The sequence below is a fragment of the Pseudomonas sp. F3-2 genome, assembly GCF_038804275.1.
In the GTDB taxonomy this organism is placed as follows: domain Bacteria; phylum Pseudomonadota; class Gammaproteobacteria; order Pseudomonadales; family Pseudomonadaceae; genus Aquipseudomonas.
Map to the genome: position 1 here is coordinate 1,159,792 of NZ_CP152388.1, position 15,443 is coordinate 1,175,234.

Sequence of the window (15,443 nt, forward strand, 5' to 3'; positions counted from 1 at the left end):
CGGGACGATTGCTTGAAAGTCCGATGCAGCAGCAGGCAAATCCGGTGCTCATTACTGCATGCGCCGGGTTACCAGCGCAGAATCAGGCAATAACCTGGCAGTAATCGGCTAACGGGATTGACCCGCGTCCCCCTAATCTTCACTTCCGGCCACAACGCCTTTCGTGATTGTGGCTGCATCAAAAGGAGCGCAGACCATGCACAGCCAATCAGTCGTGAGCCATCTCGTATCAGTTCGCTCAAGCGCCGGCAACAGCGCGCAAGTGGGCGCACGCTTGAGCGCATTACTCGCGCCTGCTCGCAAGGCCGCCGGTTGCATGCACTTTGTCCTGCAGCAATCGCTGATCGAGGACGACGTCTGGATGATCAGTGGATCGTGGGCTGACCGATCGGCCATGAATGACTGGTTTTCCAACCCCGAACTCCAGGTGTTCGCTGACCTGGTGACCGAGCGGCTGGTGAGCAGTCTGGATTTCCAGACCTTCGCGACCATCAGTGCGGCTCAGGCCGAAGCCTCGGCCCAGATGGGCGACATGCGCAAAGCCGGTTGATGCCCCACGCCCTCCGTCATGGAGCGGGCGCCAAAGTGCGGCTGACGGTTTAAAATCCCGGCCTTCTCACCAAGGCAGGGTTTTCGATTCATGGCACGCAAAGAATTCCAGCATTACGAAGCGGTGTCGGCCGCCGTTCCGGGCAATGAAGGCTACAGCGCCGCCATCGCCGTCAAAGGGTTGGGCGCCGGTGGCGCGCCGACTTTCCATCGTGTACTGCTCGATCAGACATTCAAAACCGCGCTGGCCGCCGATCAGGCTGCGGTCGAGGAACTTGAGCGCCTGATCGACGTTACATCCGAAGGCGAACTGATGTTCGCTCAGGACTGATCAGGCTTTGGGGCGGTACATCTTGAACAACGACTCTGGCCCCAACTGGAAATAATCGGCGGGGCCGCCGCCGCGCAAGATCGGCTCGCCGGCCGCGGTGTCATAGACGCCGTCCTTGAGCAGCCGCTTGGCGATATGAATCGCCACCACTTCTCCCAGAATCAACCAGCTCGGCACGACTTCCTTGTCGGCGCGCTGCAGCTGGATGATCTGCGTTACCTTGCACTCGAAGGCCACGGGCGTCTCTTTCACGCGCGGCACCGAGACGATCTTCGAGGGCTCGGCGGTCAGATTCGCCAGCTCGAATTCGTTGACGTCGGCTGCCACTGCTGCGCAGCTGAGGTTCATTTGCTCGGCCAACGGGCGCGTCGCCAGATTCCAGACGAACTCGCCGGTTTGCTCGATATTGTTCAGGCTGTCCTTGCGACCGATGCTGCAGAAACCGATGATCGGCGGCACATAGTTGAACGCATTGAAGAAGCTGTACGGCGCGAGGTTCAGCTTGCCTTGCGCATCTTTCGACGAAATCCAGCCAATCGGCCGTGGGCCCACGATCGCGTTGAACGGGTCGTGCGGCAGGCCGTGGCCCTTGGAGGGTTCGTAGAAATGAATTTCATCTGACATGGCGCATTTCCTGAAAAGTGCTTCTACACAGCGGATCGGCAATGACGTCCGCAGAGGATGAGGCCCGTCATAGTGCAAGGCATTCACGCGCTATTCCAGACCTGACCAACCTGCGGGCAAAAAAAAGCCCGGCATGTGCCGGGCTACAAAGGGAGTTCGGGAGGTGGAACGTGAAGCGTGAAACGTAGAGCGTGTTGAAACGGATCAGCTGACGCGGTTTGCACCGACGTGATCGGCACCGTCTGCTGCCAGGCGGTTTGCGCCAACGTGGTCTGCACCATCTGCGGCCTGACGGTTTGCACCGACGTGATCGGCACCGTCTGCTGCCAGACGATTCGCGCCAACATGATCGGCGCCATCAGAGGCTTGACGGTAAGAACCAGTGTGCGAAGCATTGGTGTGAGACGAACCACCTTCCGCAACAACAGTGCCATTCAATGCCGAATGAGTGTCAGAAACAGGCAGAGCGAAAGCGCTCGATGCCAGGATGGAGAGACTAAGGCCAAACAGGATATTTGAAGTTTTCATGATGTTCGCTCCAGCGAAAGTTCAATAATTTTTTCAACTTGGGTATGGAGCTAATAATACGCGCGCACGGATTAAGTTGAAGTTAACAACATTGCTAACGACCATCGCTAAAATTGATAGTTGGCTGGAGCGCCCGGTTTTAAAGCGTTTCAGCGGAGGCTGAACCGAAATGGGGCAAAAAACAGCGGCATCGTCAGATTTGTCTGTTGACTTGTCATTGGTTTTGTGGTCGTAAATTTTTATGGCTTTGCGTTGCTGATGAGCGGTGCAGGCTGAAGCCTAGTTGCACAAGTGGATCAGGATCAGGGGAAATCTGCCAGGCGGAGATCGAACGTCAGGGATTCCGTGGGTTGTAACGGGTTGTTGATGCAGAAAAAATTAAGCCCGGCAGAAGCCGGGCTGGAGGATGAGCCTTTTAAAATCAGCTCAAGCGATTTGCACCGACGTGATCGGCACCGTCAGCAGCGACGCGATTTGCACCAACATGGTCAGCACCGTCAGCGGCAACACGGTTGGCACCTACGTGGTCAGCGCCGTCAGCGGCAACACGGTTGGCACCCACGTGATCAGCGCCGTCAGCAGCTACGCGGTTGGCACCTACGTGGTCAGCACCGTCAGCGGCAACGCGGTTGGCACCTATGTGGTCAGCACCGTCAGCGGCAACGCGGTTGGCACCTACGTGGTCAGCACCATCAGCAGCGACGCGACCAATGTTGGTATGGGAAGAACCGTTTTCTGCAACGACAGGGGCATTCACGTGTTTGCTGGCATCGACAGCTGGAAGTGCAAAAGCGCTGCTGGCAAGAATCGAGAAGGCCAGGCCGAAGATCAGTTTGTTAGTTTTCATGGTAGTTGCTCCAGATCTATTTAATTAAGTGGTAACTCGGTATGGAGTTAACTTTACTCGCGTCTGGATTATTAAGAAGTCAATCGCATTAGTAGCGAACATCGCTGAAATTGATACTACGCAAAGGGCCAGCGGTTTCAGCGACTTAGCTGCGTTCACGGCAGCAAAAAGGGCAGCCACTTGCGTGGCTGCCCCATGGCTTGGCGTCTGAAAAGCCGGCGCTGATCCGGTTTTTCTGGTGCTCTTGCTCCAGCAAACCGCTCTGGCAGGGCCGTTGCGACGCTGATTCGGTCAGTCGGTCTCGATGCGGGAGTGCTTGCGGGTGTCCTTCATGAACACATACACCAGCAGAGAAACCGCGATGCACGCGGTGACGTACCAGTAGTAGCCGGTCTCCATGCCAATGCTCTTGAACCACAAAGCAATGTACTCAGCGGTGCCGCCGAATATCGATACGGTCAACGCGTAAGGCAGCCCGACGCCGAGCGCGCGGATCTCGGTCGGAAACAACTCCGCTTTGACCACCGCGTTGATCGACGTGTAGCCGCTGACGATGATCAGCGCTGCCATGATCAGGAAGAACGCGCCCCACCACGTCTGGATCGTGTGCAGCGTGCTCAGGATCGGCACAGTGCAGAGCGTTCCCAGCACGCCGAAGGCGATCAGGATCGGACGACGGCCGACCTTGTCGGACAGCGCACCGATGACCGGCTGCAGGCACATGAACAGGAACAAGGTCGCGGCAGAAATGGTGGTGGAGTCGGAAATGCTCATGCCGACCGTGTTGACCAGATACTTCTGCATGTAGGTGGTGTAGGTGTAGAACGCCAGCGTGCCGCCCATGGTGAGGCCGACGACCGTCATCAGCTCTTTGGGATGACGCATCAACGTGCGCATCAGGCTTTCTTTCGGGGCTTCTTTCTTGCGCGTGAACGATTCGGTTTCTTCCATGCCGCGGCGCAGGAACAGCGCCACCACTGCACACAACGCGCCGATGGCGAACGGGATACGCCAGCCCCATTCATTCAACTGCTCGGTGGTCAGCACCTGCTGCAGCACGATCAGCACGGCCAAGGCGATGAGCTGGCCGGAGATCAAGGTGACGTACTGGAAGCTGGAATAAAAGCCGCGGCGCTCTTTGGTCGCCATCTCGCTGAGATAAGTGGCGGAAGTGCCGTATTCGCCACCCACCGACAGCCCCTGCATGAGGCGAGCGAGCACCAGCATGATCGGCGCGCCGACACCGATGGTCTCGTAGCCTGGGGTCAACGCGATGATCAGCGACCCGAAGCACATCAACAGCACCGAGGCCATCAATGCGGCTTTGCGGCCTTTGCGGTCGGCATAAAGGCCCATCAGCCAGCCACCGATCGGGCGCATCAGAAAGCCCACGGCAAAGATCGCGGCGGTGTTGAGCAGTTGTGCGGTGGTATCGCCTTTGGGAAAGAATACTTTGGCGAAATAGAGGGAGAATGCGGCGTAGACGTACCAGTCGTACCATTCGACCATGTTCCCAACGGAGCCGCTGAAAATGGATTTCAGACGACTGCCGGTGGTTTTCTCGGCGGCTGTTGCAGCCGTCGAGCCGTTCGACACAGAGTTGGGGATAGCCATAGGTTTTCCTGCAATCATTGTTTTTAGAGGGAGCGCAGCGATGCGGTCTGGCGAGTGTGATAGCAGGAGCCGTGCCATGGCCCAGAGGCCCGGTTTAGAAGGGGTTTGGGGCAGGCTATGAGCGGAAATCCGCTTGCTCCCCGAAAATCCTGAGCGAAAATCCGCTCATTGTCCTGCGGGTGTGGGGTGTCATGACACATGCGTCACGTGCTTTTCGTAGGACCGGCTTCAGCCGTGTAGGGGGCAGGTGTCGCGCCGATGAATTGAGGTGTCCATGCCGGCCTGTTCCCGGCTAAAGCCGGTCCTACGGATGCCGCGTACGCCGCGCACCCGCGCCCGCCGCGCCCGCCGCGCCCGTCGCGTGCTCTGGGTGCATTCGTAGGACCGGCTTCAGCCGGGAAAGCGTCAGGTGTCGCGCCGTTGAATCGAGGGTGTTCATGAAGGCCTGTTCCCGGCTGAAGCCGGTCCTACAGATCCCGCGCCCGCCGCGCACGTTGCGTGCTCTGGGTGCATTCGTAGGACCGGCTTCAGCCGGGAAAGCGTCAGGTGTCGCGCCGTTGAATCGAGGTGTTCATGCCGGCCTGTTCCCGGCTGAAGCCGGTCCTACAGATCCCGCGCACCCGCGCACCCGCGCCCGTCGCGTACGCCGCGCCCGTCGCGGGTGTCGCGGGTGTCGCGTACACCCCGTGTTCATCATAAGACTCGCTGAAACCGGTCTTGCTCGGCCTAGGTCAGCGCTGAGCATTAGCCTCAGCCAGAAAGTCCTCGCGCACCAACCCGTGGCGCTGCATCTTCTCGTTGAGCGTGCGGCGGGGCAGTTGCAGTTCCTGCATGACCGCCTTGATGTCGCCTCGGTGGCGCCTGAGCGCCGAGCGAATGCAATGGGCTTCGAAAGCTTCTTGCTGCGCCACCAGCGACTGCCCCGCCGGGATGCCCTGCGCAGCAGGCCCGTCCAGCCCCAACACCTGGCGTTCGGCGGCATTGGCCAGTTCGCGCACGTTGCCCGGCCAGTCGTGGCTGAGCAGGTGGCTCAGCTGTTCACCGCTCAACACCGGCGCGCTGCGGCTGAGGCGCTCCGCCGCGTTGCGCGAGAAGTGACTGAACAGCATCGGGATGTCTTCGCGTCGGTCCCTGAGCGGTGCCAGCCGCAGCTCGGCGATGTTCAGGCGATAGGCCAAATCTTCGCGAAAACGTCCGGCTTTTGCCTCTTCCAGCAAATCCGGCTTGGTCGCAGCGATGATCCGCAGATCGACCTCGATACTCTGATTCGATCCCAGCCGTTCCAGTCGGCGCTCCTGGATCACGCGCAGCAGTTTGACCTGCTGAGCCAGCGGCATGCTTTCGATTTCGTCGAGAAACACCGTGCCGCCGTCTGCAAATTCCAGTTTGCCGATGCGCTTGCCTTGCGCCCCGGTGAACGCACCGCTTTCATGACCGAAGAGCTCTGCTTCGAACAGCTGCTCAGGGATCGCCGCGCAATTGACCGCCACGAAAGGCTTGTTCGCGCGAGGACCGAAGTCGTGCAGACAACGCGCGACCATCTCTTTGCCGCTGCCGGTTTCGCCCCGTATCAGCACGTTCACCGGCAGTTGCGCCAGATCAAGCACCTGACGCCTGAGGGTCTGCATCGTCGGCGACATCCCCAGCAGGGTGGCGTCCAGACGCGTGCGACTGTCCGCCTGTTCGAGCAGTCTTCGGTTTTCCAGCACCAGCGCGCGTTTCTCCAGTGCCCGGCGCAGGCTGTCGAGCAGTGTCTGAGGCGTGAACGGTTTCTCGAGGAAGTCGTACGCGCCGTCGCGCATGGCGTCGACTGCCATCGGTACGTCACCGTGTCCGGTAAGCAGAATCACCGGCAGATCGCGATCCCGCGCCTGCAGCGCTCCCAGCAATTGCAGTCCGCCCATGCCGGGCATGCGCACGTCGCTGAGGATCACACCGGGAAAATGCGCCGGCAGGTGCGTCAGACAATCCTCGGCCCGGCTGAACACCTGAACGGTAAAACCGGACAGCGAAAGCCATTGCTCGACCGCTTCGCGAATCGGTGCTTCGTCATCAACCACGATCACTGAATTCAGCATGGGGGTTCAGTCTCCGGAGCCTTGCTCAGCGAGAAGAAGAATCGTGCGCCATTATTCAGGTTTTCGGCGCTCAGACGACCGCCCGACTCGTGAACGATGGCGTAGGACACTGCCAGTCCCAAGCCGAGTCCGTCGCCGACCGGTTTGGTGGTGAAGAACGGATCGAAGACGTTGGCCAGGTGTTCATCGGCAATTCCGCCGCCGCTGTCGCCGACCGTCAGGCGCCAATGCTCGCCGATGTCATCGATGCGGATTTCCAGGCGCCTGAGGGGCTTGTCGCGCATGGCGTCCAGCGCGTTGCGCAGCAGATTGATCAGCACTTGTTCGAGGCGAATGGCATCGCCGCGCACCCACGCCGGGCGCGTCAGATCCAGCACGCAACTGACGCGCTCTTCACGGATGCGCGCGTCCAGCAGCAACAACGCCTGATCGACCACGCACGCCAGATCGACGCGTTCGCGCAGGCCGCTGGGGCTTTTGCGCGCGAAGGTCTTGAGGTGGCCGGTCAGGGCAGCCATGCGTGTCAGTTGCTGATCCAGCAAATCGAGCGCCTTGCCAGCTTCTTCGACGCGGCCGTGGTCGAGCAGCAGGCGCAAGGTCGCCAGCTGCATGCGCTGAGCGGTCAACGGCTGGTTGATTTCATGGGCGAGGGCGGCGGACATCTGCCCCAGCGCCGCCAGCTTTGTCGACTGGACAAGACCGTCCTGCGCGGTCTGCAGGTCCCGCGTGCGCGCGGCGACCAGTTGTTCGAGCTCTTCGCGACTGCGCTGACGCATCCGGGCCAGCCGCCAGCGCTGGTAAAGGAAAAGCCCCAGAAAGACCAGTGTCAGCCACGTACCGGCAGCCGCCAGCGCCGCATTGCGAATGTCTTCGTCGGCAGGCTGCGGTTTGCGCAGCAGGTGCAGCGTCCAGCCTTCCGGCTGCAGCGGCAGCGATTGCCACAAGTAGTCGGCTTCTTCGCCGGGAGCGGCAACGCGGCTGAGCTGACTGTGCTCGCCGAAGGTGCGCAGTGCCGTGTGCGTGAGCGAGGTCAGCGGCTGTTTATCGTACTGGCGAGTGCTGGCCAGCTCTGCGCGGTCCTGTTCGGACAGCGGGCGCAGCGCACGATAGCGCCAGCCAGGGTGATTGGCGATGAACACGATGCCTTTGGCGTCACTCACCAACAGCAGATCATCGCCCTGCGCCCAAGTGTGCTCCAGATCGGGAAATTCGAGTTTGACCACCATCGCGCCAATGAACTGTCCGGCATCGTCGCGCACCGCGCTGGACAGGAAGTAGCCGGGAATGCCGCTGGTCACGCCCACCGCATAGAAACGGCCGACGCCGTTGGCCCTGGTTTGCGTGAAGTACGGCCGGAAGCCGTAATTGTGGCCGACGTAACTGCTGGGCAGCCGCCAGTTGCTGGCCCCCACGGCGAGACCCTCGCGATCCAGCAACTCGAGGGTGGAGGACTGCGCGGCGCCGTTGATCTGCTCCAGCTTTTCGTTGAGCACCTGCGTGGTTTCAGGGCTGACGGGGCCGCTCAAGGCTGCGCGCATCTGCGTGTCCAGCGCGAGGACGGCAGGCAATGCCCGGTAGCGCTCGATGAGTGTCTGCAACGTATTCGCGTACAGCGAAAGGCGATCCTCGGCGCGTGCCGCGTCTTCTTCGAGTGCGTGACGCTGCGCCTGATGCATCGCCAGAGAGGCAACGAGAACCGCGCCGGCGAGAATCAGCAGGATGGAGAGAGCGAGGCGCGCTGAGCGGGACATGGAGGGGCCTGTCATGTGCGGCGATCCGGTTGGCGCCGTGGCGAGTCATCCCAATGACGGACGGGCTCCTCACACTGTTCTTGTTATTGACGAAAACCTGAATCGACTTGCTGTGGCGCGGTCCAGCGCAGCTGCGCAGCTGCGCAGGTGCGCTCGCCAGACGTCGTCCGTGGAGCGCAGCGCTGCACGTGTGAGGTGCGGCCGAAACGGACCGCACCCCGGCCGCGATGCTTACAGCAGATTGAACGTTGTTTCTTTCACATCTTCTGAATCCAGGCCGATCATCAGCTTGAACTCGCCGGCTTCGGCGGCAAATTGCAGTGAAGGATTGAAGAACTTCAGGTCTTGCTCTGTCACGGTGAAGCTCACGGATTTCTCTTCGCCCGGCTTGAGCATGATCTTCTGGAAGTTCTTCAGCTCCTTGACCGGACGGCTGAGCGAAGCGGCGACGTCACGCAGGTACAGTTGCACCACGGTCTCGCCGGCGACTTTGCCGGTGTTCTTGACCTGTACGGTGGCGGTGAGTTTGTCCTTGCGCGTCATCTTGTTGATCGACAGCGTGATGTCAGAGACGCTGAACTGCGTATAGCTCAGGCCGTAGCCGAACGGGAAGAGCGGGCTGGTCGGCTCTTCGAAGTAGTTCGAGGTGTAGTTAGAATCGTTCGGGCGATACGGGCGGCCGGTGTTCAGGTGGTTGTAGTACGCAGGCACCTGACCGACGGAGCGCGGGAACGTCATCGGCAGTTTGCCCGACGGGTTGTAATCGCCCAGCAGGACATCGGCCAGCGCGTTGCCGCCTTCGGTGCCGAGGAACCAGCTCTCCACCATGGCGTCGGCCAACTGGTTTTCTTCGCCCAGCGCCAGCGGCCGGCCGTTCATCAGCACCAGCACCAGCGGCTTGCCTGTGGCCTTGAGCGCGCGGATCAGGTCGCGTTGGCGCCCCGGCAGAACCAGGTCGACGCGGCTCGCGGCTTCGTGAGACATGTTGCGCGACTCACCCACGACGGCGACGATCACATCCGACTGCTGAGCGACCTTGACCGCTTCGTCGATCATCTCCTGTTCCGGACGGCCGTCGATATGAATCTTGTCGTCCATGTTGTTCAGGTAAGCGATGGCTTCCTGGTTGTCGGTCACGTTGGAACCGGCCGCGTAAAGCAGTTTTGCCTTGTCGCCCACGGCATTGGCCAGGCCGTCATAAGCGCTGACGGTCTGGCGCGCCAGACCGGCTGCCGACCAACTGCCCATCATGTCCAGCGAGCTTTTGGCCAGCGGGCCAATGACGGCAATGGTGCCTTGCTTCTTGAGCGGCAGGGTGTTGCGCTCGTTTTTCAACAGCACGATGCTCTTGCGCGCGACGTCGCGGGCTTCTTCGCGATGCAGGCGGTTTTCCGCGTTGCGATCGGCGGGATCATCGACCGCAGCACCGATGCGCAGATAAGGGTTGGCGAACAGACCCATGTCCCATTTCGCGCCCAGAACCTCACGCACGGCATTGTCGACTTCCTTGACCGACACTTCGCCGCTCTTCACCAGCGCCGGCAGTTCTTCGCCGTACGCCTTGTCGTTCATGCTCAGGTCTACGCCCGCCTTGATAGCCAGCTTGGCGGCCTCTCGGAAATCTTTGGCGACCCCGTGATCGATCAGTTCCTTGATCGCGCCGTGATCGCTGACGGTGACGCCTTTAAAACCCCAATCCTTACGCAGCACGTCTTGCAGCAGCCAGGCGTTGGAGGTGGACGGCACGCCGTTGATCGAGTTGAGCGCGACCATGACACCGCCCGCGCCGGCGTCGATGGCGGCGCGATAGGGCGGCAGATAATCCTGCTGCATGCGCACCGGGCTCATGTCGACGGTGTTGTAGTCGCGACCGCCTTCGACTGCGCCATACAGCGCGAAATGCTTGACCGCCGCCATGATGCTGTTGGGCGCCTGAGTGCTGGTGCCCTGAAAGGCACGGGTCATGGTCGCCGAGAGGCGTGAAACCAGATACGTGTCTTCGCCGAACCCTTCGGAGCTGCGGCCCCAGCGGGCATCGCGCGTGATGTCGACCATTGGCGCGAACGTCATGTCCACGCCATCGGCAGCGGCTTCGATCGCCGAGACGCGACCGGCGCGGGTGACCGCGTCCATGTCCCAGGTCGAAGCCAGACCCAGGCTGATCGGGAAAATGGTGCGCTGACCGTGTACGACGTCGTAAGCGAAGAACATCGGAATTTTGCTGCGGCTGTGGGCAACTGCGGCGTCTTGCATGGCGCGGTTGTCAGGCAGGACCACGGAGTTGAATGTGCCGCCAATGCGCCCGGCGGCGATTTCCTTGAGAATTTCCGGCTTGGGCATCTCCGGACCGATGCTGATCAATCGCAGCTGGCCGATCTTTTCGTCCAGCGTCATCTGCTTCATCAGATTGGCGACGAACGCATTCTTGGCCTGGAGCGTGGAAAGGTTGCCCGCAGGGCTGGAGGCGTTCTCGGCCCAGGCCGACTGGCTGGCCAGACCGATGACGAGACTCAATAAACACAGCTTATTCATGAATGGTTTTCTCAAGGCGGTACCGGCAACTCGCGCGTAATACCGGTCAGCCATTTTTCAGGTGTCGAACCTTTGGTTTTTATTGTCGTCAGGACGGGGAAGTCGCTGAACTCCTGATTCTTATGAGCATCAGTAGCGCAGCGAGTTTTATCTGATTGCGGTCTGGCAATCCAGACCCCTGACAACGCGATGGGGCAGGATTATGCCGGGGATCATCCGATTTGGCTAAAGTCATGTCTGACCGGAACCATTAATAGCGACAACAAGGAGCGCGCAGGCCATGCAAATAGAGCGTTACGGGCACATACGGGGCAGTCGTTACAATTTGTCACTGACATTGTTGATGCTCCTCAGCACCTTCTTGGCCGGCTGCGGCATCAACAATATTCCCACCTACGATGAACAGGTCAAAGCGGCCTGGGCGCAAGTGCAGAACCAGTATCAGCGGCGCGCCGATCTGATTCCCAACCTGGTGGAAACCGTCAAGGGCTACGCCAAGCAGGAGCAGGACACGCTGACCGCTGTCATCGAGGCGCGCGCCAAGGCGACATCGATCCAGGTGGACGCCAATACCCTGAATGACGCGGCCAGACTCAAGCAGTTCCAGGACGCCCAGGGACAACTGACCGGGGCGCTGAGCCGACTGATGGTGGTTTCAGAGCGTTATCCGGACCTGAAGTCCAACCAGAACTTCCTGGCCCTGCAATCGCAGCTTGAAGGGACTGAAAACCGCATTGCCGTTGCCCGGCGCGACTTCATCGCTGCGGTGGAGAAATACAACACCGAAATCCGCACCTTCCCCGGTCGCCTTTGGCATTCGGTGATGTACAGCGATCTGCCGGTACGGCCCAATTTTGAAGCCACTGCCGCCGACGCCGACAAAGCGCCGCAAGTGAAATTCTGATGCTCGGGGTTCGGCGGCGTGCGTGGCTGGCGATTCTGACGCTGTGCCTCAGTGTCTGCGCGCAGTGGGCGCAGGCTGACCTGACATTTCCGCCGTTGAGCGGCCGGGTGGTGGACACCGCCGGCATGCTCGACACACCCGGCAAGGAACGTCTGTCCCAGATGCTGCGGGCGCATGAGGAGCTCAGCACCGAGCAGGTCGTGGTCGTGACGGTGCCGAACCTGCAGGGCTCGACCATCGAGGATTTCGGCTACCAGCTCGGCCGCTACTGGGGCATCGGGCAGAAGGGCAAGGACAATGGCGCGCTGCTGATCGTCGCCCGGGACGAGCGCAAGGTGCGTATCGAGGTCGGCTACGGCCTGGAGGACCGGCTGACCGACGCGCAGGCGTCGGTGATCATCAGCCAGATCATTACCCCGGCTTTCAGACAAGGCGATTTTGTCGGCGGGATCACCCGTGGCACTGAAGCGATCGTGCAGGTCCTCGGCGGCGATCCGCTGGCCGAACCGGCAGTTGGCGCCTCGGGCGGCGAAGAAGAGGTTTCGGACTGGCGAATCACGTTGCTGCTCTTTGCGTTGTTCGTGATTGCCGGCTACATCAGCATGCGCTGGGGCAACGGGATCGGCTTCATCAGTTCGGGCGGCTCGGGCGGCTTCGGCTCCGGCGGTATGGGCTCGGGCGGATCGAGCTCGGGCGGAATGAGTGGCGGCGGTGGCAGTTTTGGCGGTGGCGGTGCCTCCGGTGGCTGGTAGTCGATAGCTCAATAAGGATGCGTGGCATGGCGTTACTCAATGAAGACGAACAGCGACAGGTGGCCGAGGCCATCGAAGCGGTCGAACGCGTCACCGACGCGGAGCTTGTGACCGTGCTGGCGGCCAGCGCCGACGATTACACCTATGTGCCGCTGATCTGGGCCGGGTTCATCGGAATGCTGTTGCCCGGTCTGATCAATTTCTATCCCGGCTGGCTCAACGCCAACGAACTGCTGGTGACGCAAGTGGCCACCTTTATCGCGGTCGCGTTCTTCTGCCGCCTGCCGGCCATCACCACGCGGCTGGTGCCCGCCGCCGTGCGGCACTGGCGAGCGGGAAGTCTGGCCCGGCGTCAGTTTCTCGAGCAGAACCTGCACGCGACGGTCAACGGCACCGGCGTGCTGATATTCGTCAGCGAAGCGGAGCGCTATGTCGAGATCATCGTCGACGATGGCATCGCGCGGCGGGTGGACGATCAGGTCTGGCGGTCGATGGTCGACACCTTCACCGGGCAGGTCAGGGAAGGGCAGATTCTGGAAGGGTTTCTGGGATGCATCCGCTCCTGCGGGGCGGTGCTGAGCGAAGGTGTGCCGGTCACTGATGCGCGCAATGAATTGCCCAATCGCCTGGTAGTGCTCGACTGACCGTCGAGCAGGCGCGCAGGTACTTGCCTGGACGTGCTGGCTGATCGATCCGGCCCGTTACGGACCGGTCGGCAATTAAATCCACCACAATCGTCGGACACGCCTAAAATAGCGCCCTCGCATTTTCGCTCCCGAGGCTTCATCCGATGTCCGCAACAGCTCCCGCCGCCGCTTCAGCGCCCGATCACCGCGCTCAGTTCCTCAGCCTGCTGGAGACCTGCCTGACGCAAAACTCGCTGATCAAGCTGGTGCTGGCCAAGTACGTCGGGAATGAAGTGGACCTGCAGCGGGTCATCATCAAACCGGTGACGGTAAAGGATCAGGCTTGCCTGTCATTCGTCTACCGCTACAAAACCCGGGACATCACCAAGAACCATCCGCTGACCGATGCCCAGGCGCTGATCGCCACGTTGATTCCCGATGCGTTCAAGAATGCGCACTTGCTTTCGCTCACCGATGAAGTGCAGCTGGAGTTCAGCAAGAAGGGCAAGAGCACGCTGTTCCGCAACAAGTCCAGGCAACAGCGCCAGGCGCCTGCGGCAGAACACGATCGCGAGAAGAAGCGTTATCTGGAGCTCAGCCGGCCGTTTCTGGTGGATCTTGGTGTCACCAACAAGCAGCACGAGCTGATTCCCGCGATGTCGCGCAAGTGGAAGCAGATCAACAAGTTCATCGAGGTGTTTTCCCACGCGCTGGCAACGTCGCCCATTCGGCTCGACCAACCGGTGACGGTCGCCGATTTCGGTTCGGGCAAGGGCTACCTGACGTTCGCCATCCATGATTACCTGAGCAACACGCTGCAGGCGCAGGGCAACGTGACTGGCGTGGAGTTGCGCGAGGACATGGTTACGCTGTGCAACGACGCGGCGGCGCGGCTGGATCATCCGGGGCTGGTGTTCAAGTGTGGCGACGTGCGCACTGTGGCGCCGAGCAAGCTGGACGTGATGATCGCGCTTCACGCCTGCGACATCGCAACCGATTATGCGATTCACACCGGCATTCGCTCCGGCGCCTCGATCATCATGTGCTCGCCTTGCTGCCACAAGCAGATCCGCTTGCAGATCCAGAGCCCGACGCTGCTCAAGCCGATGCTGCAATACGGCCTGCACATGGGCCAGCAAGCCGAGATGGTCACCGATGCGTTGCGTGCGCTGTTGCTGGAAGCGTGCGGTTACGAGACCAAAGTATTCGAATTCATTTCGCTGGAACACACCAACAAGAACAAGATGATTCTGGCGGTAAAGCGCGCGACTCCGGCCGATCCCGCGCAGCTGCTGGCGAAGATTCAGGAGCTGAAAACCTTCTACGGCATTCAGGAGCAATGCCTGGAGAGCTTGCTCCAGGCGGACGGCCTGCTCGGCTAGATCCTCGCCGAGGTCACCGGTTTGGGCGCGATGACGGCGGTCTTGCGCCCGATGGCCAGGGTGACCACGACGCCCGCTGCGAAGATCCAGGTGATCGGGTCAATGTGCTCGCCAAAGAACAGCGCCGAGAACGCCATCGTGAAGAACAACTGGATCAGCTGGATCTGACTCACGCGCGCAATGCCGCCCATGGCCAAGCCGGCATACCAGGCAAAAAAGCCGATGAACTGCGAGAACAGCGACACGTAGCCGAACGCCCACCAGGTGCCTGCCGAGATCGGTCCTTCATGCTGCGCGGCAAGATAGCCGACCGGAATGATCAGCACCGGAATCGAGATCACCAGCGCCCAGCAGATCACCTGCCAGCCACCCATCTGTTTGGCCAGTCGCCCGCCCTCGGCGTAGCCCAGGCCGCCGATCGCCACGGCGCCGACCATCAACAGATCGCCCGCCTGAAGATTGCCCGCGCCGCTGATCAACGAGTAACCGAGCACCAGCACGCTGCCCATCGCCGCGCACATCCAGAAGGCTTTCGACGGACGTTCATGGGACAGCCAGGCCGCGTAGATCGCGACGAGCAAGGGCTGCAGACCATTGACCAGCGCGCCGTGCGACGCCGGCAGGGTTTTCATTGCCCAGGCGGACAACACCGGAAACCCGATGATCACGCCCAGCGCCACGACCATCAGCGCCTTCACTTGCGCACGCGTCGGCCATTTTTCCCGGCGCCACAGCAGCAGTGCTGCCGCCGGGATCGCGGCGAACAGCGCGCGGCCCAGACCGTTGAGCAGCGGGTGAATTTCCTGAACGACGATGCGTGTCATGGGCAGGGTCAGGCTGAAGATCACAACGCCGATCAGGCCGAGGATCATTCCAGTGTTTTCACGAGAGGACATGGTAAGCGTGCCTTTCTTTTTATGAGTAA

General features: G+C 61.0%; 14 protein-coding genes. 6 read left to right on the forward strand and 8 right to left on the reverse strand.

The features are described 5' to 3' along the window. Positions 1–196 precede the first annotated feature (196 nt). Positions 197–550 carry an antibiotic biosynthesis monooxygenase family protein gene (locus tag AAGQ88_RS05260; RefSeq protein WP_342654612.1) on the forward strand — a complete coding sequence of 118 codons (354 nt, stop codon included), beginning with the start codon at positions 197–199 and terminating at the stop codon, positions 548–550. Positions 551–640: 90 nt separating this feature from the next. After that, on the forward strand, positions 641–880 hold the full coding sequence (locus tag AAGQ88_RS05265) for a hypothetical protein (protein ID WP_285423175.1): 240 nt from the start codon (positions 641–643) through the stop codon (positions 878–880). On the opposite strand, the gene AAGQ88_RS05270 is transcribed toward AAGQ88_RS05265, so the two are convergent. From AAGQ88_RS05270 to bglX, 7 genes are all read right to left on the reverse strand, one after another. Then, a complete protein-coding gene (locus tag AAGQ88_RS05270) occupies positions 881–1,504 on the reverse strand; it encodes a flavin reductase family protein (protein ID WP_342654613.1) in 624 nt (207 codons plus the stop codon). It lies immediately after the preceding gene. Positions 1,505–1,708: 204 nt separating this feature from the next. After that, positions 1,709–2,032 carry a hypothetical protein gene (locus AAGQ88_RS05275; protein WP_342654614.1) on the reverse strand — a complete coding sequence of 108 codons (324 nt, stop codon included), beginning with the start codon at positions 2,030–2,032 and terminating at the stop codon, positions 1,709–1,711. 421 nt (positions 2,033–2,453) lie between these two features. Beyond that, positions 2,454–2,879, reverse strand: coding sequence for a hypothetical protein (locus AAGQ88_RS05280; RefSeq protein WP_342654615.1), 426 nt, complete (start codon positions 2,877–2,879; stop codon positions 2,454–2,456). A gap of 291 nt (positions 2,880–3,170) precedes the next feature. Beyond that, on the reverse strand, positions 3,171–4,493 hold the full coding sequence (locus tag AAGQ88_RS05285) for an MFS transporter (RefSeq protein ID WP_285423179.1): 1,323 nt from the start codon (positions 4,491–4,493) through the stop codon (positions 3,171–3,173). 731 nt (positions 4,494–5,224) lie between these two features. Further along, positions 5,225–6,571: a sigma-54 dependent transcriptional regulator gene (locus AAGQ88_RS05290; protein WP_342654616.1), complete on the reverse strand. Its 1,347-nt coding sequence runs from the start codon at positions 6,569–6,571 to the stop codon at positions 5,225–5,227. Then, the gene (locus tag AAGQ88_RS05295) at positions 6,565–8,322 is read right to left on the reverse strand and encodes an ATP-binding protein (RefSeq protein WP_342654617.1); all 1,758 of its coding nucleotides are present in this window, start codon (positions 8,320–8,322) and stop codon (positions 6,565–6,567) included. Before AAGQ88_RS05295 ends, AAGQ88_RS05290 begins: the two co-directional genes overlap by 7 nt. 231 nt (positions 8,323–8,553) lie before the next feature. After that, complete coding sequence (gene bglX, locus AAGQ88_RS05300; RefSeq protein WP_342654618.1) at positions 8,554–10,854, reverse strand: beta-glucosidase BglX; 2,301 nt, start codon at positions 10,852–10,854, stop codon at positions 8,554–8,556. 343 nt (positions 10,855–11,197) lie between these two features. On the opposite strand from bglX, the gene AAGQ88_RS05305 reads away from it, so the two are divergent. The 4 genes from AAGQ88_RS05305 (at position 11,198) to AAGQ88_RS05320 (ending at position 14,518) form a co-directional block, all read left to right on the forward strand. Next, positions 11,198–11,758 carry a LemA family protein gene (locus AAGQ88_RS05305; protein WP_342654619.1) on the forward strand — a complete coding sequence of 187 codons (561 nt, stop codon included), beginning with the start codon at positions 11,198–11,200 and terminating at the stop codon, positions 11,756–11,758. Beyond that, on the forward strand, positions 11,758–12,510 hold the full coding sequence (locus AAGQ88_RS05310) for a TPM domain-containing protein (RefSeq protein ID WP_342654620.1): 753 nt from the start codon (positions 11,758–11,760) through the stop codon (positions 12,508–12,510). The genes AAGQ88_RS05305 and AAGQ88_RS05310 overlap by 1 nt, the downstream gene beginning before the upstream one ends. Before the next feature lie 26 nt (positions 12,511–12,536). Next, positions 12,537–13,154: a TPM domain-containing protein gene (locus AAGQ88_RS05315; RefSeq protein ID WP_342654621.1), complete on the forward strand. Its 618-nt coding sequence runs from the start codon at positions 12,537–12,539 to the stop codon at positions 13,152–13,154. 146 nt (positions 13,155–13,300) lie between these two features. Next, complete coding sequence (locus tag AAGQ88_RS05320; RefSeq protein ID WP_342654622.1) at positions 13,301–14,518, forward strand: SAM-dependent methyltransferase; 1,218 nt, start codon at positions 13,301–13,303, stop codon at positions 14,516–14,518. Here the strand turns inward: AAGQ88_RS05320 and AAGQ88_RS05325 are convergent. Continuing rightward, positions 14,515–15,414 carry a DMT family transporter gene (locus tag AAGQ88_RS05325; RefSeq protein ID WP_285423186.1) on the reverse strand — a complete coding sequence of 300 codons (900 nt, stop codon included), beginning with the start codon at positions 15,412–15,414 and terminating at the stop codon, positions 14,515–14,517. The two genes, AAGQ88_RS05320 and AAGQ88_RS05325, sit on opposite strands and share 4 nt — an antisense overlap. Between the last annotated feature and the right edge of the window lie 29 nt (positions 15,415–15,443).